Source organism: Pseudomonas sp. TH37, assembly GCF_016650735.1.
In the GTDB taxonomy this organism is placed as follows: Bacteria; Pseudomonadota; Gammaproteobacteria; order Pseudomonadales; family Pseudomonadaceae; genus Aquipseudomonas; species Aquipseudomonas farris.
In genome coordinates this window covers 25,273-48,725 of the sequence record NZ_JAEKFD010000005.1, presented here as the reverse complement: position 1 = coordinate 48,725, position 23,453 = coordinate 25,273, and the positions used below count along the sequence as shown (strand labels likewise).

24 protein-coding genes are annotated in these 23,453 nt (G+C 59.4%); 10 read left to right on the top strand and 14 right to left on the bottom strand.

Going from position 1 to position 23,453, the window contains the following annotated elements; genetic code table 11:
- Positions 1–118: 118 nt before the first annotated feature.
- Entirely contained in the window at positions 119–1,039 is a 921-nt protein-coding gene (locus tag JFU11_RS14630; protein ID WP_201061032.1) for a zinc ABC transporter substrate-binding protein, read from the bottom strand.
- Positions 1,040–1,105: 66 nt separating this feature from the next.
- Between JFU11_RS14630 and zur the strand changes: the two genes are divergently transcribed.
- The 4 genes from zur to JFU11_RS14610 are packed head-to-tail and all read left to right on the top strand — an operon-like array spanning position 1,106 to position 3,908.
- Positions 1,106–1,588: a zinc uptake transcriptional repressor Zur gene (gene zur, locus JFU11_RS14625; RefSeq protein ID WP_007902861.1), complete on the top strand. Its 483-nt coding sequence runs from the start codon at positions 1,106–1,108 to the stop codon at positions 1,586–1,588.
- A complete protein-coding gene (gene znuC / locus JFU11_RS14620; RefSeq protein WP_008007978.1) occupies positions 1,588–2,373 on the top strand; it encodes a zinc ABC transporter ATP-binding protein ZnuC in 786 nt (261 codons plus the stop codon). The genes zur and znuC overlap by 1 nt, the downstream gene beginning before the upstream one ends.
- On the top strand, positions 2,366–3,154 hold the full coding sequence (gene znuB / locus JFU11_RS14615; RefSeq protein ID WP_123500522.1) for a zinc ABC transporter permease subunit ZnuB: 789 nt from the start codon (positions 2,366–2,368) through the stop codon (positions 3,152–3,154). The genes znuC and znuB overlap by 8 nt, the downstream gene beginning before the upstream one ends.
- Before the next feature lie 37 nt (positions 3,155–3,191).
- Entirely contained in the window at positions 3,192–3,908 is a 717-nt protein-coding gene (locus JFU11_RS14610; RefSeq protein WP_201061030.1) for a PA5502 family lipoprotein, read from the top strand.
- A gap of 94 nt (positions 3,909–4,002) precedes the next feature.
- Here the strand turns inward: JFU11_RS14610 and katE are convergent, their stop codons facing one another.
- Positions 4,003–6,141, bottom strand: coding sequence for a catalase HPII (gene katE, locus JFU11_RS14605; protein WP_201061028.1), 2,139 nt, complete (start codon positions 6,139–6,141; stop codon positions 4,003–4,005).
- 264 nt (positions 6,142–6,405) lie between these two features.
- Here katE and JFU11_RS14600 point away from each other — a divergent pair, with 264 nt between their 5' ends.
- From JFU11_RS14600 to JFU11_RS14590, 3 genes are read left to right on the top strand one after another with little or no spacing between them, the layout of a single operon-like run.
- Positions 6,406–7,413, top strand: coding sequence for a methionine ABC transporter ATP-binding protein (locus JFU11_RS14600; protein WP_201061026.1), 1,008 nt, complete (start codon positions 6,406–6,408; stop codon positions 7,411–7,413).
- Positions 7,413–8,087 carry a methionine ABC transporter permease gene (locus JFU11_RS14595; protein ID WP_123500528.1) on the top strand — a complete coding sequence of 225 codons (675 nt, stop codon included), beginning with the start codon at positions 7,413–7,415 and terminating at the stop codon, positions 8,085–8,087. Before JFU11_RS14600 ends, JFU11_RS14595 begins: the two co-directional genes overlap by 1 nt.
- A 60-nt stretch (positions 8,088–8,147) precedes the next feature.
- Entirely contained in the window at positions 8,148–8,921 is a 774-nt protein-coding gene (locus JFU11_RS14590; RefSeq protein WP_123356916.1) for a MetQ/NlpA family ABC transporter substrate-binding protein, read from the top strand.
- 171 nt (positions 8,922–9,092) lie between these two features.
- Here JFU11_RS14590 and JFU11_RS14585 read toward each other — a convergent pair whose 3' ends face one another.
- Genes JFU11_RS14585 through JFU11_RS14565 form a run of 5 tightly spaced genes read right to left on the bottom strand, consistent with a single transcriptional unit; the run spans position 9,093 to position 13,001 of the window.
- The gene (locus tag JFU11_RS14585; protein WP_048397331.1) at positions 9,093–9,728 is read right to left on the bottom strand and encodes an SCO family protein; all 636 of its coding nucleotides are present in this window, start codon (positions 9,726–9,728) and stop codon (positions 9,093–9,095) included.
- A complete protein-coding gene (gene cyoE, locus JFU11_RS14580; RefSeq protein ID WP_038980332.1) occupies positions 9,725–10,624 on the bottom strand; it encodes a heme o synthase in 900 nt (299 codons plus the stop codon). The genes JFU11_RS14585 and cyoE overlap by 4 nt, the downstream gene beginning before the upstream one ends.
- Positions 10,612–11,691 (bottom strand): COX15/CtaA family protein, encoded by a 1,080-nt coding sequence (locus JFU11_RS14575; RefSeq protein ID WP_038980331.1) that lies wholly within the window; start codon positions 11,689–11,691, stop codon positions 10,612–10,614. Before JFU11_RS14575 ends, cyoE begins: the two co-directional genes overlap by 13 nt.
- 10 nt (positions 11,692–11,701) lie before the next feature.
- A complete protein-coding gene (locus JFU11_RS14570) occupies positions 11,702–12,295 on the bottom strand; it encodes a hypothetical protein (protein WP_123720058.1) in 594 nt (197 codons plus the stop codon).
- Positions 12,261–13,001, bottom strand: coding sequence for an SURF1 family protein (locus JFU11_RS14565; protein WP_201061019.1), 741 nt, complete (start codon positions 12,999–13,001; stop codon positions 12,261–12,263). The genes JFU11_RS14570 and JFU11_RS14565 overlap by 35 nt, the downstream gene beginning before the upstream one ends.
- 70 nt (positions 13,002–13,071) lie before the next feature.
- On the opposite strand from JFU11_RS14565, the gene JFU11_RS14560 reads away from it, so the two are divergent.
- On the top strand, positions 13,072–13,275 hold the full coding sequence (locus JFU11_RS14560) for a twin transmembrane helix small protein (RefSeq protein WP_030129650.1): 204 nt from the start codon (positions 13,072–13,074) through the stop codon (positions 13,273–13,275).
- A gap of 14 nt (positions 13,276–13,289) precedes the next feature.
- Here JFU11_RS14560 and JFU11_RS14555 read toward each other — a convergent pair whose 3' ends face one another.
- The 4 genes from JFU11_RS14555 to coxB all read right to left on the bottom strand — a co-directional run bounded on the left by JFU11_RS14555 (position 13,290) and on the right by coxB (position 17,700).
- Positions 13,290–14,177 carry a cytochrome c oxidase subunit 3 gene (locus JFU11_RS14555; protein ID WP_201061017.1) on the bottom strand — a complete coding sequence of 296 codons (888 nt, stop codon included), beginning with the start codon at positions 14,175–14,177 and terminating at the stop codon, positions 13,290–13,292.
- Between the two features lie 33 nt (positions 14,178–14,210).
- Complete coding sequence (locus tag JFU11_RS14550) at positions 14,211–14,768, bottom strand: cytochrome c oxidase assembly protein (protein ID WP_038980327.1); 558 nt, start codon at positions 14,766–14,768, stop codon at positions 14,211–14,213.
- 129 nt (positions 14,769–14,897) lie between these two features.
- Positions 14,898–16,490 carry a cytochrome c oxidase subunit I gene (gene ctaD, locus JFU11_RS14545; RefSeq protein ID WP_123720055.1) on the bottom strand — a complete coding sequence of 531 codons (1,593 nt, stop codon included), beginning with the start codon at positions 16,488–16,490 and terminating at the stop codon, positions 14,898–14,900.
- Positions 16,491–16,572: 82 nt separating this feature from the next.
- Positions 16,573–17,700: a cytochrome c oxidase subunit II gene (coxB, locus tag JFU11_RS14540; RefSeq protein WP_201061015.1), complete on the bottom strand. Its 1,128-nt coding sequence runs from the start codon at positions 17,698–17,700 to the stop codon at positions 16,573–16,575.
- 370 nt (positions 17,701–18,070) lie between these two features.
- Between coxB and JFU11_RS14535 the strand changes: the two genes are divergently transcribed.
- A complete protein-coding gene (locus JFU11_RS14535) occupies positions 18,071–18,721 on the top strand; it encodes a hypothetical protein (protein ID WP_048397324.1) in 651 nt (216 codons plus the stop codon).
- Between the two features lie 157 nt (positions 18,722–18,878).
- Here the strand turns inward: JFU11_RS14535 and JFU11_RS14530 are convergent, their stop codons facing one another.
- The 3 genes from JFU11_RS14530 to JFU11_RS14520 all read right to left on the bottom strand — a co-directional run bounded on the left by JFU11_RS14530 (position 18,879) and on the right by JFU11_RS14520 (position 22,520).
- On the bottom strand, positions 18,879–20,405 hold the full coding sequence (locus JFU11_RS14530) for a SulP family inorganic anion transporter (RefSeq protein ID WP_201061014.1): 1,527 nt from the start codon (positions 20,403–20,405) through the stop codon (positions 18,879–18,881).
- 80 nt (positions 20,406–20,485) lie between these two features.
- On the bottom strand, positions 20,486–21,217 hold the full coding sequence (locus JFU11_RS14525; RefSeq protein ID WP_123720052.1) for a carbonic anhydrase: 732 nt from the start codon (positions 21,215–21,217) through the stop codon (positions 20,486–20,488).
- 244 nt (positions 21,218–21,461) lie between these two features.
- Positions 21,462–22,520, bottom strand: coding sequence for a PA0069 family radical SAM protein (locus JFU11_RS14520; protein WP_201061013.1), 1,059 nt, complete (start codon positions 22,518–22,520; stop codon positions 21,462–21,464).
- A gap of 246 nt (positions 22,521–22,766) precedes the next feature.
- Here JFU11_RS14520 and JFU11_RS14515 point away from each other — a divergent pair, with 246 nt between their 5' ends.
- Positions 22,767–23,411, top strand: coding sequence for a tyrosine-protein phosphatase (locus tag JFU11_RS14515; protein WP_123720049.1), 645 nt, complete (start codon positions 22,767–22,769; stop codon positions 23,409–23,411).
- The last annotated feature ends 42 nt before the right edge of the window (positions 23,412–23,453 follow it).

The window sequence follows — 23,453 nt, the reverse complement described above, 5'->3', positions numbered from 1 at the left end:
TGTGGCGAGGGGGCTTGCCCCCGTTGGAGCGCGAAGCGCTCCCCTGCAAACTCATTGAGCGGGGGCTGCTTCGAAGCCCGACGGGGGCAAGCCCCCTCGCCACAGTTCTGCGGGACGGTTACAACGACTCCAGACACCCCGCCAAATCATTCCCCAGCTTTTCCAGCAACTGCTCATACCCCTGAGCGGTTGCTGGCGTGTAGCCGCCCAGTGCATCCAGTTCCGCCAGTTTCACCGGCAGCCCTGCCACCAGGGTTTCTGCCAGGCGCGGGCGCAGCGGTGGTTCGCTGAACACGCAGGTCTTGCCGACTTCCTGCAACCGCGTGCGCATCGCTGCCACGTGCTGGGCACCGGGCTGCACTTCGGCTGCGACACTGAACACGCCGGTGTGCTTGAGGCCGTAAGCGTCTTCGAAGTAATCGAAGGCTTCGTGGAACACGAAGTAAGGTTTACCCGCGATGCCCGCCAGGCGAGCCTTCAGGCGCAAGTCCAAAGCATCGAGACGCTCATCGAACGCCTTGAGGTTGCTCTGGTAACGCGCCGCGTTGGCCGGATCTACAGCACTCAAATCGGTGGCCATTTTGCTGGCGATCACGCGGGCGTTGATCGGTGACAACCACAAATGCGCATCCAGGTTGCCGGGGCGGTGATCGTGATCATGCTCGTCGGCTTCTTCGGCGTCGGAGTGGTTATCTTCGGCGAAATGTCGCAGTTTCAGGCCGGGCAAATCCTGCACCGCGATGCTGGGCAGCGTACGACCTTTCAGCACGCGAGGCAGGAAACCTTCCATGTCCGGGCCGATCCAGTACACCAGCTCCACCGATTGCACTTTCCGTACGTCGGAAGGGCGCAAGGCATAGTTATGGGGCGAAGCGCCGGGCGGCAGCAAGACTTCCGGAACCGCTACGCCGTCCTGCACCGCCGCGGCGATCAGCTGCAGGGGCTTGATGCTGGTGAGGACTTTGACTTCGGCTTGCGCTGAGCCAATCAGCAGAAAACTTGCGACAAATGCGACAAAGATAGAAAAAAGTCGGGACACGATGACCACTCGAAGAGGCGAGAACGGGTAACATAATAACGTCTCTCACAAAACTCGTCGCCGCTCATGCCTAAAACACCGATTGCCAGCCGTCCCCACGACCACTCTCATTGCGTGCATAGCGCATTGTCTGAGGCCGATGCCTTGTGCGCACGTCAGGGGCTGCGTCTGACCGCTTTGCGCCGGCGAGTGCTGGAACTGGTATGGCAAAGCCACAAACCGTTGGGTGCCTATGACATTCTGGCGGTGCTCAGTGAGCAGGACGGCCGCCGCGCCGCACCTCCGACCGTGTACCGCGCGCTGGATTTCCTGCTGGAAAACGGCTTGGTACACCGCATCTCCTCGCTGAACGCCTTCGTCGGCTGCAATCACCCGGAACACGCTCACCAGGGCCAGTTCCTGATCTGCCGCGAATGCCACGCCGCCATCGAACTCGAACAGAAATCCATCAGCGACGCGATCATCAATAGCGCCAAAGATGTCGGATTTATCGTCGAGGCCCAGACCGTTGAAGTCATCGGTCTCTGCTCGGGTTGCCAGGGGGCTTGATGAGCAATGCGCTGATTCGCCTCGAGCAGGTGGCTGTCACCTTTGCCGGGCAAAACGTGCTGGACAACATCGAGCTGAGCGTCGAGCCGGGGCAGATCGTCACCTTGATCGGCCCCAACGGTGCCGGTAAAACCACGCTGGTGCGCGCGGTGCTCGGTTTGCTGAAACCGGACAGCGGTAGCGTCTGGCGCAAGCCGAAGTTGCGCGTCGGTTACATGCCGCAAAAACTTCATGTCGACCCAACCCTGCCGCTTTCGGTGCTGCGCTTCTTGCGTCTGGTGCCGGGCGTGGACCGCGCTCGCGCCTTGGCCGCTCTCAAGGAAGTCGGTGCCGAACAGGTCATCGACAGCCCGGTGCAAAGTGTTTCCGGTGGCGAAATGCAGCGAGTGTTGCTGGCGCGGGCATTGTTGCGCGAGCCGGAACTGCTGGTGCTTGATGAGCCGGTGCAAGGCGTCGATGTGGCCGGTCAAGCCGAGCTCTACAGCCTGATTACACGCTTGCGCGACCGTCATGGTTGCGGCGTTTTGATGGTCTCTCACGATCTGCATCTGGTGATGAGCACCACCGACCAGGTGGTGTGCCTGAACCGCCACGTCTGCTGTTCCGGACATCCCGAGCAAGTCAGCGGCGATCCGGCATTCGTCGAGTTGTTCGGAAAGAACGCACAAAGCCTGGCGATTTATCACCACCACCACGACCACGCCCACGATCTGCATGGCTCGGTGGTCAGCGCCGCCCCGTCGGCCCCTACCCACGTTCATGGAGATAGCTGCAAGCATGGCTGACTTTCTGCTCTTTGCCCTGCTTGCAGGTCTGGCCCTGGCGCTGGTCGCAGGCCCGTTGGGGTCGTTCGTGGTCTGGCGGCGCATGGCCTATTTCGGCGACACCCTGTCCCACGCCGCGCTGCTCGGCGTGGCGCTGGGGTTTCTGCTGGATGTCAGCCCGACCGTTGCCGTCACGGTAGGCTGCTTGTTGCTGGCGGTATTGCTGGTGACGTTGCAACAACGGCAGCCACTGGCGTCCGACACGCTTTTGGGAATTCTCGCACCGAGCACGCTCTCGCTTGGCTTGGTGGTACTAAGCTTCATGCATGAAGTGCGGATCGACCTGATGGCCTATCTGTTCGGCGACTTGCTGGCGATCAGCCCGACCGATCTGGCCTGGATCCTCGGGGGTAGCGCGGCGGTACTGGCATTGCTGGTCACGTTGTGGCGACCCTTGCTGGCGATCACGGTGCATGAAGAGCTGGCCAAAGTGGAAGGTTTGCCAGTGGCGGCGTTGCGCCTGGCCCTGATGTTGCTGATCGCTGTGGTGATTGCGGTGGCGATGAAAATCGTCGGCGTGTTGCTGATTACTTCGTTACTGATTATTCCGGCGGCTGCGGCACAGCGTCACGCCCGCTCGCCGGAGCAGATGGCATTGGGCGCGAGCCTGCTGGGCATGCTCGCGGTGTGTGGCGGGCTGGCGTTGTCCTGGTTCAAGGACACCCCGGCCGGCCCGTCGATTGTGGTGACGGCCGCCGCGCTGTTTCTGCTGAGTTTTGTCCTGCCCCGTCGAGGGGTGTAGACTTGCTCGTTTTTTGCGCAAATAGAGAGTCGCAGGAATGAAGCTGTTCGCCTCCCGTTATCTGCTCCTTGTCGCATTTTCGCTGCTACTGGGCGCTTGCCAAAGCACGCCACCGGCGGCCACCGAGGTCCCCGATGCGCGGGCCACGGCTATCGCACAGCTGGAACAAAGCCTGGCCAGCAGCGAACTGGCCACCGCCGAAGGGCAATTGGCGGCCTTGCAGGCCGAGTCGCCCAACGATCAATCCCTCGAGCAATACCAGCGGCAATTGGCCGAAGCGTATTTGCTGCGTAGTCAGATCGTGTTGCAAAAAGGTGATGTGAATGCAGCAGCCACCGCCCTCAGCCGTGCCCGGGTTTTGATGCCCAAGGCCCCGGCGCTGACCGGTGGCGTCAACAGCGCCATTGTCCATGCGCGCAAGGCTGAACTGGATAAAGCCGAAGCGGCTCTCAAGGCTGCCGAAGCCAAACCTCAGGCCAAAGTCATCGACCCCACGGCTGAAAGCACCACGGTGGCGTTGAACCTCACCGATATGAGCAAGCTCCGTCGTCAACTGGATGCCATCGCCGCCGATGTGGTGAATTATCAGTGCGACGTGAGCATTCAGGCTCCGCGCACTCAGGATTACCCATGGCTGGCCACGCTGCTGACCAAACGGGTGAAGAAGCTGGATTCGGAGTTTGATCTGAAGCTGGAGAAGCAGATTCTGCGCAACATTCCGGCGCAGGTGGTTTTGAGTCCGCGTAAGCCTTAAAAGCTTCGCGGGCAAGCCTCGCTCCTACAGGTGCAGCGTAAACCCAAGGAGCGAGGCTTGCCCGCGAAGACGTCCTCCTGTTCGATAAAAATCCTTAAGCCGGAACCGCCTTGGCCTTTGGCTCCCTATCCCATACCCGATGCTGACCGATCGCGGCAAAAAACGTTTTGAACAGCTTGGCATCGTTACCCAGGATCAGCCCTGCATCAGTCTCCAGCTTCAACACATCCAGCAACTGCTTCGCTTCGCCATGCAGCGCGATGGCCTTCAAATGTTTGTACGCCTCCAGCAGATAATGCAGCGCTACACCATCGGTACTCAGCGCCTTGATCGACGCCGCGCCACCCGGCACGAACACGGCGTCGAACGCTACAGAAGGCAAGCCTTCCATCGACGCATCCACCGGCAGCGCTTTGCCATCGGCGGTTGTCACGGGGGCCGAGGTCGGGCCGAGCAGTTTGGCGTGCGCGCCTTCGGCCATCAAAGCCTTCTTCATCGCATCAATCGCGGCGCCATCCACCCCGTTGGCCGCCAAAATGGCCACTTTTCGGGTTTTGATATCCCCCGACAGCAGGTTGGCCTGGCTCAGGGCGGGGGAGTGGTCGAGTGACGTTTTACGCACCTCGACCGTTCCGGCCTTCGGTACCGGCAAGCCCAGGTTCTGTGCCACGCGTTTGGCCAGTTCCAGATCGATATTGGCCAGAATCTCATTCACCTGCCGCGCACGAATAAATTCGCGTTCGACCTTGCCCAGCTCAAAGCTGTAAGCGGTAATGATGTGTTCCTGCTCGTGCTTGCTCATGCTGTGAAAGAACAGCCGAGCTTGGGAGAAGTGGTCGGCGAACGACTCGCTGCGCTGACGGATTTTCGCAGCGTCGATGCGCTCCGGATAAGTCTCGAAGCCGCCGTCCTGCGCTGCCGGTGGGGTTTCCTTCGGCCAGCCGCTGTCGATAGAGTTCGGCTCGTACGAGGCGCGTCCCTTGTCGATGGTGGTGCGGTGCTGCGCATCTCGTTGACCGTTATGGAACGGTGCTACCGGGCGGTTGATCGGGATCTCATGAAAATTCGGCCCACCCAGTCGGCTGATCTGCGTATCGGTGTAGGAAAACAACCGACCTTGCAGCAACGGGTCATTGGAGAAGTCGATCCCCGGCACGATATGCCCGGGGCAGAAGGCAACTTGCTCGGTTTCGGCGAAGAAGTTGTCCGGGTTGCGGTTGAGCACCATCTTGCCCAGCGGAGTGATAGGGACGACTTCCTCGGGAATGAGTTTGGTTGGGTCGAGAAGGTCGAAATCGAAGGCATGTTCGCTTTCTTCCTCGATGACCTGTACGCCCAATTCCCATTCCGGGTAGTCCCCCATCTCGATGGACTCCCAGAGATCACGACGGTGGAAGTCGGTGTCTTTGCCGGCGAGTTTCTGCGCCTCGTCCCACACCAGCGAGCAGGTACCAGCGGCAGGGCGCCAGTGGAATTTTACGAAACGCGCCTTGCCTTCGGCATTGATCATGCGAAACGTGTGTACGCCGAAGCCTTGCATGGTGCGCAAGCTTTTGGGGATCGCCCGGTCGGACATGGTCCACATCACCATGTGCGCGGATTCCGGCACCAGAGAAACAAAATCCCAGAAAGTATCGTGGGCCGAACCGCCGGTAGGAATTTCGTTGTGGGGCTCGGGTTTTACCGCATGTACGAAGTCAGGAAACTTGATCGCATCCTGAATGAAGAACACCGGCATGTTGTTGCCCACCAGATCGAAGTTGCCTTCGTCGGTGAAAAACTTCACCGCGAAACCTCGTACGTCCCGCACGGTATCGCCTGACCCGCGTGGGCCCTGCACCGTGGAAAAGCGCACAAAAACCGGCGTTTTTTGGCTTGGGTCTTGTAGGAACCCGGCCTTGGTCAGTACGGAATGGGTTTCGTATGGCTGGAAGTAACCATGGGCGCCGGTACCACGGGCATGGACGATGCGCTCGGGAATGCGTTCATGGTCAAAGTGCGTGATCTTTTCACGCATGATGAAGTCTTCCAGCAACGACGGCCCGCGGGCACCGCCCTTCAACGTGTTCTGATTGTCCGCGACCTTCACGCCCTGGTTGGTGCGCAAGGCCTGTTCGGTGGCATCGGAGCGAAATTTTTCCAGGCTGTCGAGCTTGGCGTTGGTGTTGCCGCGGTCCAGGGTATCGGTCCCGGCCAGTGCGCTTTTAGGGGCGGCAGGCTTTTTAGTACTCATCAGACGTAAACTCCTCGTGGCGATTCCCGTCGGGCCAAGGGTTGTGAGGTATTGCCCAGACACGGTATCCAGGCATTCTCGAGTTGCTTAATCAGTGACTGATGAGGAGTTGGCGCCGTTCCTTTTTTCTGACCTTTGATCGCGTTATTGCCAAATCGCTGGGTGAATGCGAAATAAATGCTAAGAACCTCTATACGGACAGGCTAAAATGCGCGCCCGGCTAACCGCTGATCCTTTTCTAACGCGCCCCACAAGGTTCGCTACGTGATCGAGTTTCAAAACGTCCACAAAACTTACCGCGTCGCCGGTAAGGATATTCCCGCCCTGCATCCGACCAGTCTGACGATTGATAATGGTCAGGTCTTTGGCCTGATCGGCCATTCCGGCGCGGGAAAAAGTACCCTGCTGCGTCTGATCAATCGCCTGGAGAACTCCAGTGGCGGCAAGATCATCGTCGATGGCGAAGAAGTCACCGCGCTGGATGCCAATAGCCTGCGGCGCTTCCGTCAGCAGGTCGGGATGATTTTCCAGCACTTCAACCTGCTGGCCTCCAAAACCGTGGCCGATAATGTCGCGCTGCCGCTGACTCTCGCCGGTGAACTGTCCCGTAGCGAAATCGACCGGCGTGTGGCGGAGTTGCTGGCGCGGGTCGGTCTGTCTGACCATGCGAAAAAGTACCCGGCGCAACTGTCTGGTGGTCAGAAGCAGCGTGTCGGCATCGCCCGCGCCCTGGCAACCAAACCGAAAATTCTGCTGTGCGATGAAGCCACCAGTGCCCTGGACCCGCAAACCACGGCGTCGGTCCTGCAACTGCTGGCCGAGATCAACCGCGAACTGAAACTGACCATCGTCCTGATCACCCACGAAATGGATGTGATCCGTCGGGTCTGCGATCAGGTAGCGGTGATGGATGCCGGCAAGATCGTCGAGCAAGGTTCGGTGGCCGAGGTGTTCCTGCACCCCAAGCACCCGACCACCAAGCGCTTCGTGCAGGAAGACGAGCAGATCGACGAAAGCGAACAGCGCGATGACTTCGCTCACGTACCGGGGCGCATCGTGCGTCTGACCTTCCAGGGCGAAGCGACCTACGCGCCGTTGCTGGGTACCGTCGCCCGGGAAACGGGCGTGGACTACAGCATCCTGGCCGGTCGTATCGATCGCATCAAAGACATTCCCTACGGGCAACTGACCCTGGCGATCACCGGTGGCGACATGGAAGCGGCGTTTGCGCACTTCACTGCGGCTGACGTTCACATGGAGGTGCTGCGCTGATGGAAGTCCTGATGAGTTTCTTTTCCAATATCGACTGGTACGAAATCTGGCTGGCCACCGGCGACACCCTGCTGATGCTCGGCGGTTCGTTGTTGTTCACGGTGCTGCTGGGATTGCCGCTGGGCGTGCTGTTGTTCCTGTGCAGCCCGCGCCAATTGCTGGAAGCCAAAGGCGTCTATGCAATGCTGTCGCTGGTGGTGAACATTCTGCGCTCGCTGCCGTTCATCATTTTGCTGATCGTGATGATTCCGTTCACCGTGTTGATCACTGGCACCTCCCTGGGTGTCGCCGGTGCGATTCCACCCTTGGTGGTGGGCGCCACGCCGTTCTTCGCACGATTGGTGGAAACCGCCCTGCGTGAAGTGGATCGCGGCATCATTGAGGCAACCCAGGCCATGGGTGCGACGACACGTCAGATCATCATCAATGCCTTACTGCCGGAAGCCCGCCCGGGCATCTTCGCGGCGATTACGGTGACAGCGATTACACTGGTGTCCTACACGGCAATGGCCGGTGTGGTCGGCGCTGGCGGCCTGGGCGACCTGGCGATCCGTTTCGGTTACCAGCGGTTCCAGACGGATGTGATGGTTGTGACGGTGGTGTTGCTGCTGATGCTGGTTCAAGTGCTGCAAACCGTTGGCGACAAATTGGTTGTCCACTTCTCACGTAAATAAGTCATGAGCCGGCCATTCGCTGGCAGGCGCCAAACGGGCGCCTCACAAGGAGTTAGCTGAATGAAAAAACTACTCGTCGCGTTCGCTGCCGTTGCAGCCTTTTCCGCACACGCTGCCGACACCCTGACGGTCGCGGCCACTCCGGTGCCTCACGCGGAAATCCTCGAGTTCGTTAAACCGGCCCTGGCCAAAGAAGGCGTGGACCTGAAGGTCAAAGTCTTCACCGACTACATCCAGCCGAACGTGCAGGTGGCCGAGAAGCGTCTGGACGCCAACTTCTTCCAGCATCAACCGTACCTGGATGAGTTCAACAAGGCCAAGGGCACTAACCTTGTCAGCGTTGCCGGTGTGCACCTGGAACCGCTGGGCGCTTACTCCAGCAAGTACAAAGCCCTGACCGAGCTGCCGGGCGGCGCCAACGTGGTGATCCCGAACGACGCCACCAACGGCGGCCGTGCGCTGCTGCTGCTGGCCAAGGCTGGCCTGATCAAGTTGAAGGATTCGAACAACATCCTGTCGACCGTGAAGGACATCACCGAGAACACCAAGGACCTGAAATTCCGTGAACTGGAAGCCGCGACCATCCCGCGCGTGCTGACTCAGGTCGATCTGGCGCTGATCAATACCAACTACGCGCTGGAAGCCAAGCTTGATCCGTCCAAGGATGCGCTGGTCATCGAAGGCAACGACTCGCCGTACGTGAACATCCTCGTTGCCCGTCCGGACGACAAGGACAGCGCCGCGATGCAGAAACTGGTTGCTGCCCTGCACAGCCCGGAAGTGAAAGCCTTCATTCTCGAGAAGTACAAAGGCGCGGTATTGCCGGCGTTCTGATCAGCTGATCTAAACGAAAAAAGGGGCGCAATCACTGCGCCCCTTTTTTGTGCCTGAAACACCGTACCTGTGGGAGCGGGCTTGCCCGCGATGGCGGTGAAACAGTCGATATCAATGTTGAATGATGCTCTGTCATCGCGGGCAAGCCCGCTCCCACAGGTATTGTGTCGGTTACTCGCGCTTGAGCATCACCGGCAACTGCGCCACCAGCTTCTGGTTGTTCAACGGTGCACGAATGAACCCGCGTTGAGTCCCGTCCGGGCCAATCACCGCGAGGTTGCCGCTGTGGTCGACGGTGTAATTAGGCTTGCTGGTGTCCGCCGGAATAAACGGAATACTCACCGCATTGGCCAGTTTCTGAATGTCTTCGACCGAGGATGCAGTCAGCCCGATGAACTGAGGATCGAAGTAGCCCAGGTACTGCTTGAGTTGCTTGGGCGTGTCGCGGTTCGGGTCGACGCTGACCAGAACGACCTGCAACTTGTCCACAGCATCCGCCGGCAGTTCGCTCTTGATCTGCCGCAGTTGGGCGAGGGTGGTCGGGCAGATGTCCGGGCAGAAGGTGTAGCCGAAGAACAAAACGCTCCATTTGCCTTTCAGCTCGTTGACCGCCACCGGCTTACCGTCCTGATCGGTCATCTTCACGTCTGGCAGGTTACGGCTTTGGGGCAACAGGATGATCCCCGCATCGATCAGTGCCGTCGGGTCGCCCTGGTTTTTTCCGGTCAGTACTTTATTGATGGTCAGGCCCAGGATCAGCGCGATCAAGGCGACGAGAATGAAGACGGTTTTCTGGGTTCGAGTCATAGGTTCAACAGTAAGTAGTGGTCTACGAGCAGCGCGATAAACAGCAGGAACAAGTAGTAAATAGAGTACTTGAACGTGTTGATCGCCGCGTGCGGCCGAGTGCCACGGTACAGCACCACGGCCCATTGCAGAAACCTCGCGCCCAGTGCGAGGGCACAAATCAGGTAGAGCACGCCGCTCATGTGGATTACGTAGGGCATCAGGCTGACAGCCAGCAGCGCAAAGGTATAAAGCAGGATGTGGACTTTGGTGTAGTGCTCGCCATGGGTCACCGGCAACATCGGAATGTCAGCCTTGGCGTATTCCTCTTTGCGATGAATCGCCAGTGCCCAGAAGTGCGGCGGGGTCCAGGCGAAGATGATCAGCACCAGCAGCAACGGTTCGGCACTGACATGACCGGTGGCGGCGGTCCAGCCGAGCAGCGGCGGGGCCGCACCAGCGAGACCGCCGATAACGATGTTCTGCGGCGTCGCACGTTTCAGGAAACCGGTGTAAACCACGGCATAACCGAGCAAGGACGCGAGGGTCAGCCATGCCGTCAACGGGTTGGTGAAGGCCAGCAGCAAAGACTGGCCGAGCACTGCCAGCACCAGAGCGAAAGTCAGCGCAGCGGTTGGAGAAACCCGACCTTCGGCCAAGGGCCGCTTGTGGGTCCGGGCCATGACAGCATCGATGCGCCGGTCCACCACATGGTTGACCGTTGCCGCACCGCCGGCACACAAGGCAATCCCCAGATTGCCGAACACCAGCACCGTCCACGGCACCCCGGCGCGCGTCGCGAGAAACATGCCGACCAACGAGGTGATGAGCATCAGCACCACCACTTTCGGCTTGGTCAGCTCCAGGTAATCGCGCCAGATTGCCTGACTGTGACGTTCGCCGATCAAGGTCGCCATGGCATTTCTCCTTTTATTGTTATGGGCCCGGCCGAGTGTTTACGCAGGCTGAGACGCCAACGCACTGGGGGCTGATGCTTGACCCGAACCAGACTGGTTCGTGCGTGATAATTGACCAGCACCATCGTCAGCAACAGCGCTGCGCCACCGGCGTTGTGGGCGACGGCCACCGGTAGTGGCAAGTGGAACACCACATTGCTGATGCCCAGGGTGATTTGTGCGGCCAGGGCGATCAGCACCATGGCGGCCAGGCGCGTCATGCCAACGACCTTCAGTTGCCAGGCCAGACCGAGCAGAACGAGGGTGACCAGTAACGCGCCGATGCGATGAGTCAGGTGAATCGCGGTGCGGGCATCGCTGTCCAGTTGCCCGCCCAGGTAATTGGGGCCGATGTGTTGGGTCAGGTGAAAGCCGTTGGCGAAATCAGCCGGTGGCAGCCATTGCCCGTGGCAGGTCGGAAAGTCGATGCAGGCCACCGCCGCGTAATTGGAACTGACCCAGCCACCCAGGGCAATTTGCAGGATCACCAGCAACAACCCGGCGGTCGCCCAGTGCTGCAAACGCCGTGGCACGGTCAGCGCTGGCAACACACCGGACAGGCGCAAGGTCAGCAGAAACAACAGGCTCAAAGTCGCAAAGCCGCCGAGCAAATGCCCGGTGACCACTTGCGGCCACAGCTTGAGCGTCACCGTCCACATGCCGAACGCCGCTTGGGCGAACACCACCACCAGCAAGAACAACGGTAATTTCACCGGCTGCCCCGGGTGATGACGATGGGTCCAGGCCCGGCCCGCCAGCACCGTGATCAATAGGCCCAATGTGCCGGCGAAGTAGCGGTGAAGCATCTCGTTCCAGCCTTTGTGGGCTTCTACCGGCGTATCGGGAAAATGCAGTTCGGCATGGGCCAGTTGGGCTTCGCTGTTCGGTACGCTGATAAAGCCGTAGCAGCCGGGCCAGTCCGGACAGCCGAGGCCTGCATGGGTCAGGCGTGTGTAGGCGCCGAGCAACACCACAATCAGTGCCAGCAAGGTGGCAAACAGCGCGAGGCGAAATCCAGGTTTGGCCATGACGATGCCCTTATCCGATGTTCGACAGTTTCAGCAAATGGCGCAGGTCGTTGAGCAGGTCCTTGCCCTTCACCGTCGGGTCGTAGCGCAGCACCAAATTGCCGTGAGGGTCGATGATCCACAGGTGCGGCGTGTCATTGCTCCGAGCGCCTTTGATGTAGGTCGGCGGGTCCAGCGAATAGCGCTGCAACTGCGGGTACTCGCGTTGAAGTTTAGTCGCGTAATCGCTGTTCAGCGGCTGCGCGATGGCCAGCGCATGGCTGGCGCGGGAGGCATCACGACCGAGGCCGATCTGGATCTGGCGCGCCAGATACACCAACTGCTGGCAGTCCACCGAACAGTCCTTGGGCGCTGTCACCAGTAACTGCCAGCGGTCTTCTTGCGCCGGTACGCCGATGTCGGCGCGGGTCTGGCCGTTGCCGATCAGTTCACCGTGATAACTGCGGCCCTCCGGCACCCAGAACTGCAATTTGTACATGCCGGTGGCGAGGATCATCGGACCGATCACTCCCAACAGGATCAGTAACAACTGCAAGCGCCCGCGCCGACGATTTACCGGCGTTTTCGCCTCAGACATGCCGGGTGGATTCATGGCCGCTCCCATTATTTTTCTCCTTTGCGTTGTGCCAGCCGAGATAGAGGTAAAGGCCGAGCAGGGCTATCGACAGGGCGAACCACTGCACGGCATAAGCCAAGTGTTTTTCCGGCCCCATGGCCACCACCGGCCAATCGGCCTGGTAGGTCGCGGGACCGCTTTGCGCGCGTAATTCGTAGGCGAAACCGTAGCGATCAAGCGCTGCCCAGAGCCTGGCCGGTTCAATGGCGGTGACCAGTTGTGGCCAGGTCGTGGCGTCTGGGTCGGCGTGCAACTGGAACGTTGCGCCGGGGGAGACGTAGACCCAGGCGTCGAGGCTCAATGCCTGAGTCGGTGTGGTGAATGACGGTGGTGTACGCCGATCCGGCCACGGCAACCAGCCGCGATTGACCAGCAGCCAGAGCCCGGTTGCCCGGTCCTGAAACGGTTGTAGTAGTTCGACCCCGACCTTGCCGTCGCGCTGACGGTTGTCCAGCAGCAGGCTGTGTTCGGCATCGAACTGGCCGTGCAGGCGAACCCGGCGGAAGGCCGGATCTTCGGTGTGTTGCAATTCAGTGCTGGCCATCGGTTCGGCCGCCCGGCGCTCGGCGTAGCTTTGCAGCAGCGCGCTTTTCTCCGCGCCCCGGCTCAACTGCCAGAACCCGAGTGACACCAGCAAAGGCAGCAGCATCGCGACCACCAGGGTTGGCAGGAGGCCCGGCCGGAAGCGTTTCATGGCATCGCCAGAAAGTCGGTAATCGCGATAGCTATACTCAAATGCATCGCCTGTCCCCCGGAGTGTCACCATGCTCAAAGCAGCCATCGTCCTGATGCTGATTGCCACGGTTGTCAGCCTGTTCAGCGGCCTGTTTTTTCTGGTCAAGGACGACAGCCATTCCAATCGCCTGGTCATCGCCTTGAGTGTCCGTGTTGCGCTGGCCGCGACCACTGTCGGCTTGATCGCCTGGGGTTTTTTCAGCGGCCAGTTGGTGTCTCACGTGCCTTGGTAGTCCAGAGCCAAGGCTCAGAGCACGTAGACGAAAACGAACAAACCGATCCACACCACGTCCACGAAGTGCCAGTACCAGCTCGCCGCCTCGAAGCCGAATTGATGATCGGCATCGAAGTGCCCGCGCATGACCCGCATCAGCATCACGAACAGAATGATGGTGCCCATGGTCACGTGGGCGCCGTGGAAACCGGTGAGCATGAAGAAGGTCGCGCCGTAGATGCCGGAACCCAGGGTCAGGCCCAGCTCGTGGTAGGCATGCAGGTATTCTTCGGCCTGGAAACCGAGGAACGCGCAACCGAGTAACACGGTCAGCGCCAGCCAGATTTTCAGTGCGCCGCGATGGCCCTTCTTCAAGGCGTGGTGAGCGATGGTCACAGTGACGCTGGAACTCACCAGCAGCACGGTATTGAGCAGCGGCAGGCCCCAGGGGCTGATGACTTCCTTGGGTGGAGGAAAGAGTTTCGGGTCCGGGTTGTTCAGCAGCGGCCAGGTGAATTCAAACGTTGGCCACAGCATGTGAGCGAGGCCTTTAGTGCCTTCACCGCCCAGTGCCGGGCCCGTGATGTTGCGCACATAAAACAGCGCACCGAAAAAGGCGATGAAGAACATCACCTCCGAGAAAATGAACCAGCTCATGCCCCAGCGGAACGAGCGGTCCATCTGTGCACTGTACAACCCTTGGCGACTTTCCTTGATCACCGTACCGAACCAGCCGAACAGCATGTAGGCCAGCAGCAATCCGCCGACGAAAAAGATCAGCGGGCCGTGGGATTCCGGCCGCGCGGCCTTCAGGTCGTTGAACCAGGTGCCCAGGCCGAACACCGTGACGAACATGCCGACTGTGGCGATAATCGGCCATTTGCTTTGGGCTGGAACGTAATAATGTTCGTGAGTTGCCATTTATTGTTCTCCTTATCGGGCACGCTTTAACGCCTAGCCGCCTGTGCTTGCTGCAACAGCCACGGGCGGATGACGTGCGGTGATATCGAACAGCGTGTAGGACAGCGTCAGGTGCTTCACTTCCTTGGGCATGTCGCGGTCAACAATGAACCGTACCGGCATCTCGATTCGCTGACCGGGCTGCAGCACTTGCTGGGTAAAGCAGAAACATTCGGTCTTGTGGAAGTACGCGGCTGCGTTGCTGGGCGCGATGCTCGGCACCGCCTGAGCGCTCATCGGGCGATCAGTCGGGTTGTGGGCGATAAAAATCATCTCGTTCACCGCCCCCGGATGCGCAACCAATTCGTCGCCCTTGGGATAGAAATCCCAGGTCATGTCGGCGGCGTTGGTCGACAGAAACTGCACGCGAACCTGCCGCGAGGCGTCGACCGTTTGCTCTCCTTCATACTGCCCGGAGGTTTTGCCATTGATGCCGAACGCCTTGCACATCACGTCGTAGATCGGCACCAGGGCAAAACCGAAGACAAACATTGCTACCACCACCAGCAACAGGCGGGTGACCAGTTTTTTCATCGAAATCGAATCAGCCATCGCACGAGCCCTCTACGCGGAACCCTGTGGGAGCGGGCTTGCCCGCGATAGCGATATGTCTGACACACCGCGCCGCATGCATCGCAGGCAAGCCCGCTCCCACAGGAATTCCCACAAGACCGAGGCGTTTCATTTCACTTCCGGCGGCGTGGTGAAGGTGTGATACGGCGCCGGCGACGGAATGCTCCATTCCAGGCCTTCGGCGCCATCCCACGGCTTGGCCGGTGCCGGCTCGCCGCCACGAATGGTCTTGATCACGATGAACAGGAAGAAGATCTGCGTGGCACCAAACATGAACGCCCCGATCGACGACACCATGTTGAAGTCGGCAAATTGCAGGTTGTAGTCCGGAATCCGCCGCGGCATGCCTGCCAGGCCCACGAAGTGCATCGGGAAGAACGCCATGTTCATGCCGATGAACGAGAGCCAGAAGTGCAGCTTGCCGAGGGTTTCGTCGTACATGTGGCCGGTCCATTTCGGCAGCCAGTAGTAGGCCGAGGCGAAGATCCCGAAGATCGCCCCCGGCACCAGCACGTAATGGAAGTGCGCGACCACGAAGTAGGTGTCCTGGTACTGGAAGTCCGCGGGGGCGATGGCCAGCATCAACCCGGAGAACCCGCCAATGGAGAACAGAATGACGAACGCCACGGCGAACAGCATCGGCGTCTCGAAGGTCAGCGAGCCTTGCCACATGGTGCTGGCCCAGTTGAACACCTTGACCCCGGTGGGCACCGCGATCAGCAGCGTGGCGTACATGAAGAACAACTCGCCCACCAGCGGAATGCCGACCACGAACATGTGGTGCGCCCAGACGATGAACGACAGGAACGCAATACTCGCCGTGGCGTAGACCATCGAGGTGTAGCCGAACAATGGCTTGCGCGAAAACGCCGGGATGATCGAGCTGACGGCACCGAAGGCCGGCAGGATCATGATGTACACCTCGGGATGACCGAAGAACCAGAACACATGCTGGAACAACACCGGGTCTCCGCCACCGGCGGCACTGAAGAAGCTGGTGCCGAAGTGAATGTCCATCAGCATCATGGTCACGCAGCCGGCCAGCACTGGCATCACTGCGATCAGCAGGAACGCGGTGATCAGCCAGGTCCAGACAAACAGCGGCATTTTCATCAACGTCATGCCGGGGGCGCGCAGGTTGAGGATGGTCGCGATCACGTTGATCGCCCCCATGATCGAACTGATCCCCATCAAGTGGATGGCGAAGATGAAGAACGTCACGCTTTCCGGCGCGTAGGTGGTCGATAGCGGGGCATAGAAGGTCCAGCCGAAGTTCGGCCCGCCGCCGGGGGTGAACAGGGTCGATACCAGCAGCAGGAACGCGGCCGGCAACAGCCAGAAGCTGAAGTTGTTCATCCGCGGCAAGGCCATGTCCGGCGCGCCGATCATCAACGGGATCATCCAGTTGGCGAGGCCGACGAAGGCCGGCATCACCGCACCGAACACCATCACCAGGCCGTGCATGGTGGTCATCTGGTTGAAGAATTCCGGCTGGACGATTTGCAGTCCCGGCTGGAACAGCTCGGCACGGATCACCATGGCGAACGAGCCGCCCAACAGGAACATGGAGAACGCAAACCACAGGTACAGCGTGCCGATATCCTTGTGGTTGGTGGTTAGCACCCAGCGCATCAGGCCTTTGGCGGGGCCGTGGGCGTGGGCGGTGCCGGTATGAACATGGTCATCGACTACAGCAGTCATGTCCTGCCTCCTGCAAACGGATGGGCTGGGCTGGCCGGGGCGTCATGCCCCGAGCGGTTCCTTACGTGCGCAATAAACCGGGTCATTTGCTTTCCGCCTGTTTCAGCTCCAGCACTTCTTTAGGGGTGACCATGTCGCCTTTGTTGTTGCCCCAGGCGTTACGTTCGTAGGTCACGACCGCTGCGATATCGACTTCCGACAGCTGTTTGCCGAACGCCGCCATGGAGGTGCCGGGCTTGCCGTGGAAGACGATGTTCAGGTGATCCTTGATCGGCCCGGTGGCGATTTTCGAGCCCTTGAGTGCCGGGAACATCGGCGGCAGGCCCTGGCCTTCAGCCTGGTGACAGGCCACGCAGGTGGTGTGATAGACCTTGTCGCCGCGCTCCTTGAGCTCATCGAGGGTCCATTCCTTGCTGGTCAGCTCTTTGAGTTGTGCAGCTTCCGCCTTGCGCTCGGCCAGCCAGGTTTCGTAATCGGCCTTTTCCTTGACCTCGACCACGATCGGCATGAAGCCGTGATCCTTGCCGCACAGCTCGGCGCACTGGCCACGGTAGATGCCGGGCTTTTCGACACGGGTCCAGGATTCATTGACGAAGCCCGGAATCGCATCGCGCTTGACCGCGAAGGCCGGCACCCACCAGGAGTGGATGACGTCGGCGGAGGTCACCAGAAAGCGCACCTTGGCACCGATCGGCAGCACCAGGGGCTTGTCGACCTCCAACAGGTAATGCTCGCCCTTGGTTTCCTTGTTTTGGATCTGATCGGCGGGGGTGGCCAGGTTGCTGAAGAATTCGACGTCCTGGCCCAGGTATTTGTAGTGCCACTTCCACTGATAACCGGTGACCTGGATATCGATATCCGGCTCAGTGTTGTCGTACATCTGGATCAGGGTGGCGGTTGCCGGGACCGCCATGGCCACCAGAATAAGCAGGGGCACGATGGTCCAGAGAATTTCGACGGTGGTGCTTTCATGAAATTTTGCGGCCACCTGCCCGGTAGAGCGGCGGTGGAGGATCATCGACCAGAACATAGCGCCGAAGACGATGATGCCGATCACTACACAGATCCAGAAAATGGTCATGTGCAGGTCGAATACTGCGTGACTGATTTCAGTCGCTCCAGGCGCCATATTCACAGTCCAGGCCGCTTGCGCCTGACTGAAAATCGACCACAACAGGAGGCCCATCCAGACTTGTGGATGTCGCATCATTGCGGGTTCCCCTTATAGTTCTTTTTATCCCGCCGGCTTTCACCTGCGGCAAGGGAGCGGCTTTTTCAGACTACGAACTTGAATCGCCGAGCCTTGCTGCATATGCAGTCGGGCGTCATCAGCTAACTCCATTCAGAACCGAGTATAGACAGCGACTGCCACCTCGCAACGCGATGGCGTAAATCAACCGAAACAGGTTGGACTTGCGTTGCAGGTCACGAATGGAGAAGGATGCAGACGAGTGGTGTCAAATCGATATAACGTAGGCGTCTCAAGGATGAAATAATTATGACAAATACGTCTTAGCCTCTTTCGTAAGCCAGCTAAGTTATGTCTTCCCTATTTCATTGCCTTGTTTCCTGGAGTTTTCATGAACACCGCCGCATTGCGCGAGCAGATCCAAAAAGCCCAACAACATGAGGCCGAGACCGGCCTGTTGACTCGTCAGCTGGAAACCCAACTGCCGCACCTTCACTCCGCCATCCAATTGCCGGATGTCGATGCCAACGGCGTGATGACGCGTTTTGTGGCCGCGTATATAGAACAAGTGCCGGACCTGCTGGACGCAGCCAATGAAGTCGCCAGGGAAGCGGGCATCGAATCGCAGATCAAGCCGGTATTGAAAATCGCCGAGCAGTTCTTCCTCCAGCCGCCGGCGATCATGGCCGGTCATATCGGCCTGGACGGCCTGCTGGATGAAGCTTATCTGGCGCATCGGTTGGTCGAAGAGGTCAACGATCTGTACATCAAGCATTTTGGCCAGCCATTGATCCCCTTGGACATGACTGTTGCCAACCTGATTGCCCACCAACTGATCGGCGAGGAATTTGCCAATCAACTGGATGAGGCGGTGCATCACGCTGTGGACGAGATGCTTAACGATGAAAGTTTCGCGCTGGAGTCGGTAGAAGCCTACCGCGAAAAACTCAACAGCCCGGACACCGGCGCCGCGTGGAAGCGCTGGCCGTGCCTGTCGCGCCAGTTGGGCGTGGGCCTTGAGCTGGATCAGCCCGCGGCTTGATTCAACGCTAGCAATTGAACACCTGTGGGAGCGGGCTTCTGTGGCGAGGGGGCTTGCCCCCGTTGGGGCGCGAAGCGGCCCCAAAAACTTTGCGACTGCTTCGCAGCCGAACGGGGGCAAGCCCCCTCGCCACAGAAGCCTGCTCCCTCAAGGTTACTCAGCCGGCTGAGCCTACGCCGGTTGTGGTACGCAACCGTCCTTCAAGCCTGCGCTTTAATCCCCGCGCTTCGATTAACAGCTTCGAACCCTTGGCCGCATTGGCCCGACCCCACTCCTCCAGCAACTCCAGACACGAGTGATCGATATAGCTCAGGTTATTGAGCGGCACATGCACCGTTGCGCCTGCCGGAATGCTGCCCAGCACTTGGGTCAGCGCCGGTACCTTGAGAAAGGTCGCCGCCCCCACCAGTCGCAGTTCCATCTCGCCGTCTGCCGGAAGATCGATCAGGCTGATTTTCAGGCGCGAAGCCTTCCAGGCCAGTTTGGCCAGTGTCAGGCCAAAGCCGATCAGCACGCCGGTCAGCAGGTCGGTGAAGATGATTGCCAGTGCGGTCGCCGCATAGGTGAACATCGGCATCCGGCCATAACGGCCCAGACCGCGAAAGGCCTTGAGGTCTACCAGTTTGAAACCGGTGTAAACCAGAACCCCCGCCAGACTCGCCACCGGAATGCTTTGCAGCACGCTCGATAGCAGCAGCACGAAGGCCAGCAACCACAGACCATGGAACACGGTAGATAGTCGAGTGGTGGCGCCGGCCTGAACGTTGGCCGAACTGCGCACGATCACCCCGGTCATCGGCAGCGCGCCGAGCAACCCACACAACATGTTGCCCACACCTTGCGCCGACAATTCGCGGTCGAAGTCCGAGCGCTGGCCACTGTGCATGCGATCCACGGCGGCGGCCGAGAGCAGGGTTTCGGCGCTGGCAATGAAGGCCACGGCGAAGGCGGCGATCAGCAAAGCCGGGTCTGCGAGGTTGAGCAGATCCGCCGGGCGCAGCCAATCGATGGCTTCCGCCAGGTTGGCCGGAACTTCCACACGTTTGACCTGCAAGGCGAGCACCAGGCTGGCGACCGTAGCCAGACCAACCCCCAGTAATGCTCCGGGAACGAAACGCAGGGAGTGCGGGCGAAATTTTTCCCACAGCCACATCACGGCAATGGTCGACAGCCCAAGCAAACCCGCTTGCCAGCCAAACGAAGGCAAAGCCTGAATCACTGCTGCGGGGAAGGCCGCCAGGTTATCCAGCCCCGACGGCTTGGGCACGGCATCAAGCATCACATGCACCTGTGACAGCACGATCAGTACCCCGATCCCGGCGAGCATGCCGTACACCACCGCTGGCGCAGTGACCCGAAACCAGCAGCCCAGCTTCAAGCGTCCGGCCACCAATTGCAGAAAACCCGCCAGCAGCAGGATTGGCCCGAGCATGGCGATACCATGCTGGCGCACCAGTTCGAACACTAATACCGCCAGACCTGCCGCCGGGCCGCTGACTTGCAGCGGCGATCCGGCAAGCCAGCCGACCACCAGGCCACCGATGATGCCAGTGATCAGTCCTTTGGACGGTGGCAGCCCTGAGGCGATGGCGATACCCATGCACAAGGGCAGGGCGACCAGAAATACAACCACCGAAGCCAGCAGCTCCCGTGGCAGAACAGCTTTTAGTTGAGCAGCACGCATGGTGACTCTCCCGAAGTTTTCTTCAGGCATGGCAAAGCAGGCTGCCAGTTCAGCAGCCTCGACTAAACCACACGGAGGATTTAGAAGCGCGCTTTAGGCGTCGCCACCGGAATCGGATGACTGCCATCGAGTGGCAGGAAACACCCCTGATCCGCGTCGTAAGCTTTGATTTCGCTGGTTTCGATGCTGTAGACCCAACCATGGATAAACAGCTGACCGTTGGCTATGCGTGAGGCCACCGATGGGTGCGTGCGCAAATGCTGCAACTGAGCGATCACATTCTCCTCGGTGAGAATATGCATGCTCTCGTTTTCATCAGTGCAATGGCAGTTGTCCTGAACCATGGTTTTCGCCACTTCCGCATGACGCAGCCAGGCCTTTACCGTCGGCATTTTTTCCAGGCTCTGCGGGTTGAGCACTGCGCGCATGGCGCCACAGTCGGAGTGCCCGCAGATAATGATGTGCTGCACGCCGAGAGCCAGCACTGCGTATTCGATGGCTGTGGAAACGCCGCCGTTCATTTGCCCATAGGGCGGCACGACGTTGCCGACGTTGCGGGTTACGAACAAGTCGCCAGGGGCGCTTTGGGTAATCAGTTCGGGAACGATGCGTGAATCGGCACACGCGATGAACATCGCCCGAGGCCGCTGGGCCGTGGCGAGTTTTTTGAAGAGTTCTTCCTGCTGCGGAAAGATCTCGTGATGAAAGTGCAAAAAGCCGTCAACGATATGCTTCAGCGCTGCATCGGCGGTTTCCGCCTCGGGTTGGGCTGAAGCCGACGCAGCCAACGGCTGTTTATCCTTGTCACTCATAATTCATCCTCTTTGGCGGAGTCAGGGAATTTTCCCGTTTTGTCCGATATGAAGCCAGTGGCTGTTTAAAAAACATCCAGGTCGAAAGGCCAGACCCGTCAGTCACTCGATGAACAAGGTAGCTGTTGAAACTTAACTCAAACTGAATAAAGCGCTCTAGAACGAGTGTTCCAGGTCACCAGAAATGTGACCAGCCTAAACGCGGTGTATCGTTTTCTCTGCTCAACCATAGGGCCAATTGTCTTTAAATCAATGACATTTGGCGACCCGGCGGACAAAAGGCTTCGCAATCCAGATTGAAACCTTCCCGACGATTGAGCCCCAGGCGCTTGATGGTTTTGGCGAAGCGTTGCGCCAACAGATCGGCAAACGGCCCTTCACCGCGCATTCGCGCGCCGAACCGGCTGTCGTAGAGCTCACCACCACGGCTTTGGCGGATCAGGCTCAACACATGAGCTGCACGCTGAGGATAGTGGGCGGCCAGCCACTCTTCGAACAGCGGCGCCACTTCCAGCGGCAGGCGCAACATCATGTAGGCCGCGCTTTGCGCGCCGGCCGCATGGGCTTCGGTCAGCAGGTTTTCGAGTTCGCTGTCGTTGATCATTGGAATCATCGGTGAGCACAAAACGCCCACCGGAATCCCGGCTTCGCGCATCACCCGGATCGCCCGCAGTCGTGCCTTGGGTGCCGCGGCGCGCGGTTCGAGGATGCGTTTGAGCTCATCATCCAGCGTGGTCAGGCTGATCATCACCGCCACCAGCCTTTGTTCGGCGAGTTCGGCCAGCAAGTCCAGATCGCGAAGAATCAGCGAGCCCTTGGTGATGATGGTCACCGGATGGCGGTAACGCAGCAGCACTTCGAGTGTCTTGCGGGTGATTCTGTGTTCGCGTTCGATCGGCTGATAAGGGTCAGTGTTGGAGCCCAGGTTGATCGGCGCGCATTGATAGCCGCGCTTGGACAGTTGTTCTTCCAGCACATCGGCGGCGTTGGTCTTGGCGATCAGTTTGGTTTCGAAATCCAGCCCCGGTGACAGGTCCCAATAGGCGTGGCTGGGCCGTGCGTAGCAATAGATGCAGCCATGCTCGCAGCCGCGATAGGGATTGATCGAGCGATCGAAGGGTAAATCCGGCGAATTGTTACGGGTGATGATGGTTTTCGCGGTCTCGATGCGCACCTCGGTGCCTTGGGTTATCGGCGCTTCCTGATACCAGCCGTCATCCTCGGCCACTGAACGGTTAGGCGCGAAGCGGTTGTGCGGGTTGGTGGCGGTGCCGCGGCCGCGAGGGGGCAATGGCGCATTCATGGGAGAGGTCCTGATTGCTGTATGTGCATACAGTATCCCGAGGGTTGTCGGCGGGCTAGTGCCGTTCGGCGAATTGAAGTACTGGATCTGGAAGATGGTGAAGAACCAGAACTCGACGCTCATTGGCTGTCAGGCAATCCCGGCAGAGTCGTTTCACGTTTCATTGACACCTCCCTCACAGCTCTTTGACCGTTCAGGGCGCAAGCTCGACGCCAATATCCAGCCTCCCTGAACGGTCGCCCGAGCATGTCCCTACCGCGTTATATCTTTGTGATGGGCCTATCGCTGATCGCATTTTTCAACCTGACACCGGTATTCGCTGACGACACTGCTTTGCCTCGCCCGGCAGAGTGGGCTCAATCAGTCGAGGTGCAATACAACCTCTATCAAATGTCCCCGACGCTCTATCGCAGCGCATTACCGGACCGGGGGGCGGTGCCGTTGCTGAAAAGGCTCAAGGTCGCAACCGTTATCAACTTCCTGCCCGAATCGGATTCACGCTGGTTATCCACACCAGGTATCGCACAGGTACAGCTGCCTTATCGCACCAATCACGTGGATGATGCGGACGTACTCAAGGCCCTTCGCACGATTCAGACCGCCGAGGCCAAAGGTCCTGTGCTTATGCACTGCAAGCACGGCTCTGATCGCACCGGCCTGATGGCCGCAATGTACCGGGTGGTTGTGCAGGGTTGGAGCAAGGAAGACGCGCTGAATGAAATGACCCAAGGCGGCTTTGGTGACAGCACCCATTTCAAGGAGGGAGTGCGTTACATGATGCAGGTCGATGTCGACAAACTTCGTACGGCACTGGCCAACGGTGATTGCAGCACGAGTCCATTTGCCAGTTGCTCGATGAAGAACTGGTTCAAATCGGCCCATGTCGAGTAAGTAATACCTCCCACTGCATTGCGCAGTGGAAGGTTGTTTCCA

Excerpts from the sequence above, each read along its gene's own strand:
- JFU11_RS14595 (WP_123500528.1), top strand. The coding sequence starts at position 7,413 with ATGGAAGTCCTGATGAGTTTCTTTTCCAATATCGACTGGTACGAAATC.
- JFU11_RS14530 (WP_201061014.1), bottom strand. The coding sequence starts at position 20,405 with ATGCGTGCTGCTCAACTAAAAGCTGTTCTGCCACGGGAGCTGCTGGCT.
- zur (WP_007902861.1), top strand. The coding sequence starts at position 1,106 with ATGCCTAAAACACCGATTGCCAGCCGTCCCCACGACCACTCTCATTGC.
- coxB (WP_201061015.1), bottom strand. The coding sequence starts at position 17,700 with ATGATGCGACATCCACAAGTCTGGATGGGCCTCCTGTTGTGGTCGATT.
- katE (WP_201061028.1), bottom strand. The coding sequence starts at position 6,141 with ATGAGTACTAAAAAGCCTGCCGCCCCTAAAAGCGCACTGGCCGGGACC.
- znuC (WP_008007978.1), top strand. The coding sequence starts at position 1,588 with ATGAGCAATGCGCTGATTCGCCTCGAGCAGGTGGCTGTCACCTTTGCC.
- JFU11_RS14585 (WP_048397331.1), bottom strand. The coding sequence starts at position 9,728 with ATGACTCGAACCCAGAAAACCGTCTTCATTCTCGTCGCCTTGATCGCG.
- JFU11_RS14560 (WP_030129650.1), top strand. The coding sequence starts at position 13,072 with ATGCTCAAAGCAGCCATCGTCCTGATGCTGATTGCCACGGTTGTCAGC.
- JFU11_RS14575 (WP_038980331.1), bottom strand. The coding sequence starts at position 11,691 with ATGGCCAAACCTGGATTTCGCCTCGCGCTGTTTGCCACCTTGCTGGCA.
- JFU11_RS14590 (WP_123356916.1), top strand. The coding sequence starts at position 8,148 with ATGAAAAAACTACTCGTCGCGTTCGCTGCCGTTGCAGCCTTTTCCGCA.
- JFU11_RS14525 (WP_123720052.1), bottom strand. The coding sequence starts at position 21,217 with ATGAGTGACAAGGATAAACAGCCGTTGGCTGCGTCGGCTTCAGCCCAA.
- JFU11_RS14515 (WP_123720049.1), top strand. The coding sequence starts at position 22,767 with ATGTCCCTACCGCGTTATATCTTTGTGATGGGCCTATCGCTGATCGCA.
- cyoE (WP_038980332.1), bottom strand. The coding sequence starts at position 10,624 with ATGGCGACCTTGATCGGCGAACGTCACAGTCAGGCAATCTGGCGCGAT.
- JFU11_RS14550 (WP_038980327.1), bottom strand. The coding sequence starts at position 14,768 with ATGGCTGATTCGATTTCGATGAAAAAACTGGTCACCCGCCTGTTGCTG.
- JFU11_RS14570 (WP_123720058.1), bottom strand. The coding sequence starts at position 12,295 with ATGGGAGCGGCCATGAATCCACCCGGCATGTCTGAGGCGAAAACGCCG.
- JFU11_RS14535 (WP_048397324.1), top strand. The coding sequence starts at position 18,071 with ATGAACACCGCCGCATTGCGCGAGCAGATCCAAAAAGCCCAACAACAT.
- JFU11_RS14610 (WP_201061030.1), top strand. The coding sequence starts at position 3,192 with ATGAAGCTGTTCGCCTCCCGTTATCTGCTCCTTGTCGCATTTTCGCTG.
- JFU11_RS14555 (WP_201061017.1), bottom strand. The coding sequence starts at position 14,177 with ATGGCAACTCACGAACATTATTACGTTCCAGCCCAAAGCAAATGGCCG.
- JFU11_RS14520 (WP_201061013.1), bottom strand. The coding sequence starts at position 22,520 with ATGAATGCGCCATTGCCCCCTCGCGGCCGCGGCACCGCCACCAACCCG.
- JFU11_RS14565 (WP_201061019.1), bottom strand. The coding sequence starts at position 13,001 with ATGAAACGCTTCCGGCCGGGCCTCCTGCCAACCCTGGTGGTCGCGATG.
- ctaD (WP_123720055.1), bottom strand. The coding sequence starts at position 16,490 with ATGACTGCTGTAGTCGATGACCATGTTCATACCGGCACCGCCCACGCC.
- znuB (WP_123500522.1), top strand. The coding sequence starts at position 2,366 with ATGGCTGACTTTCTGCTCTTTGCCCTGCTTGCAGGTCTGGCCCTGGCG.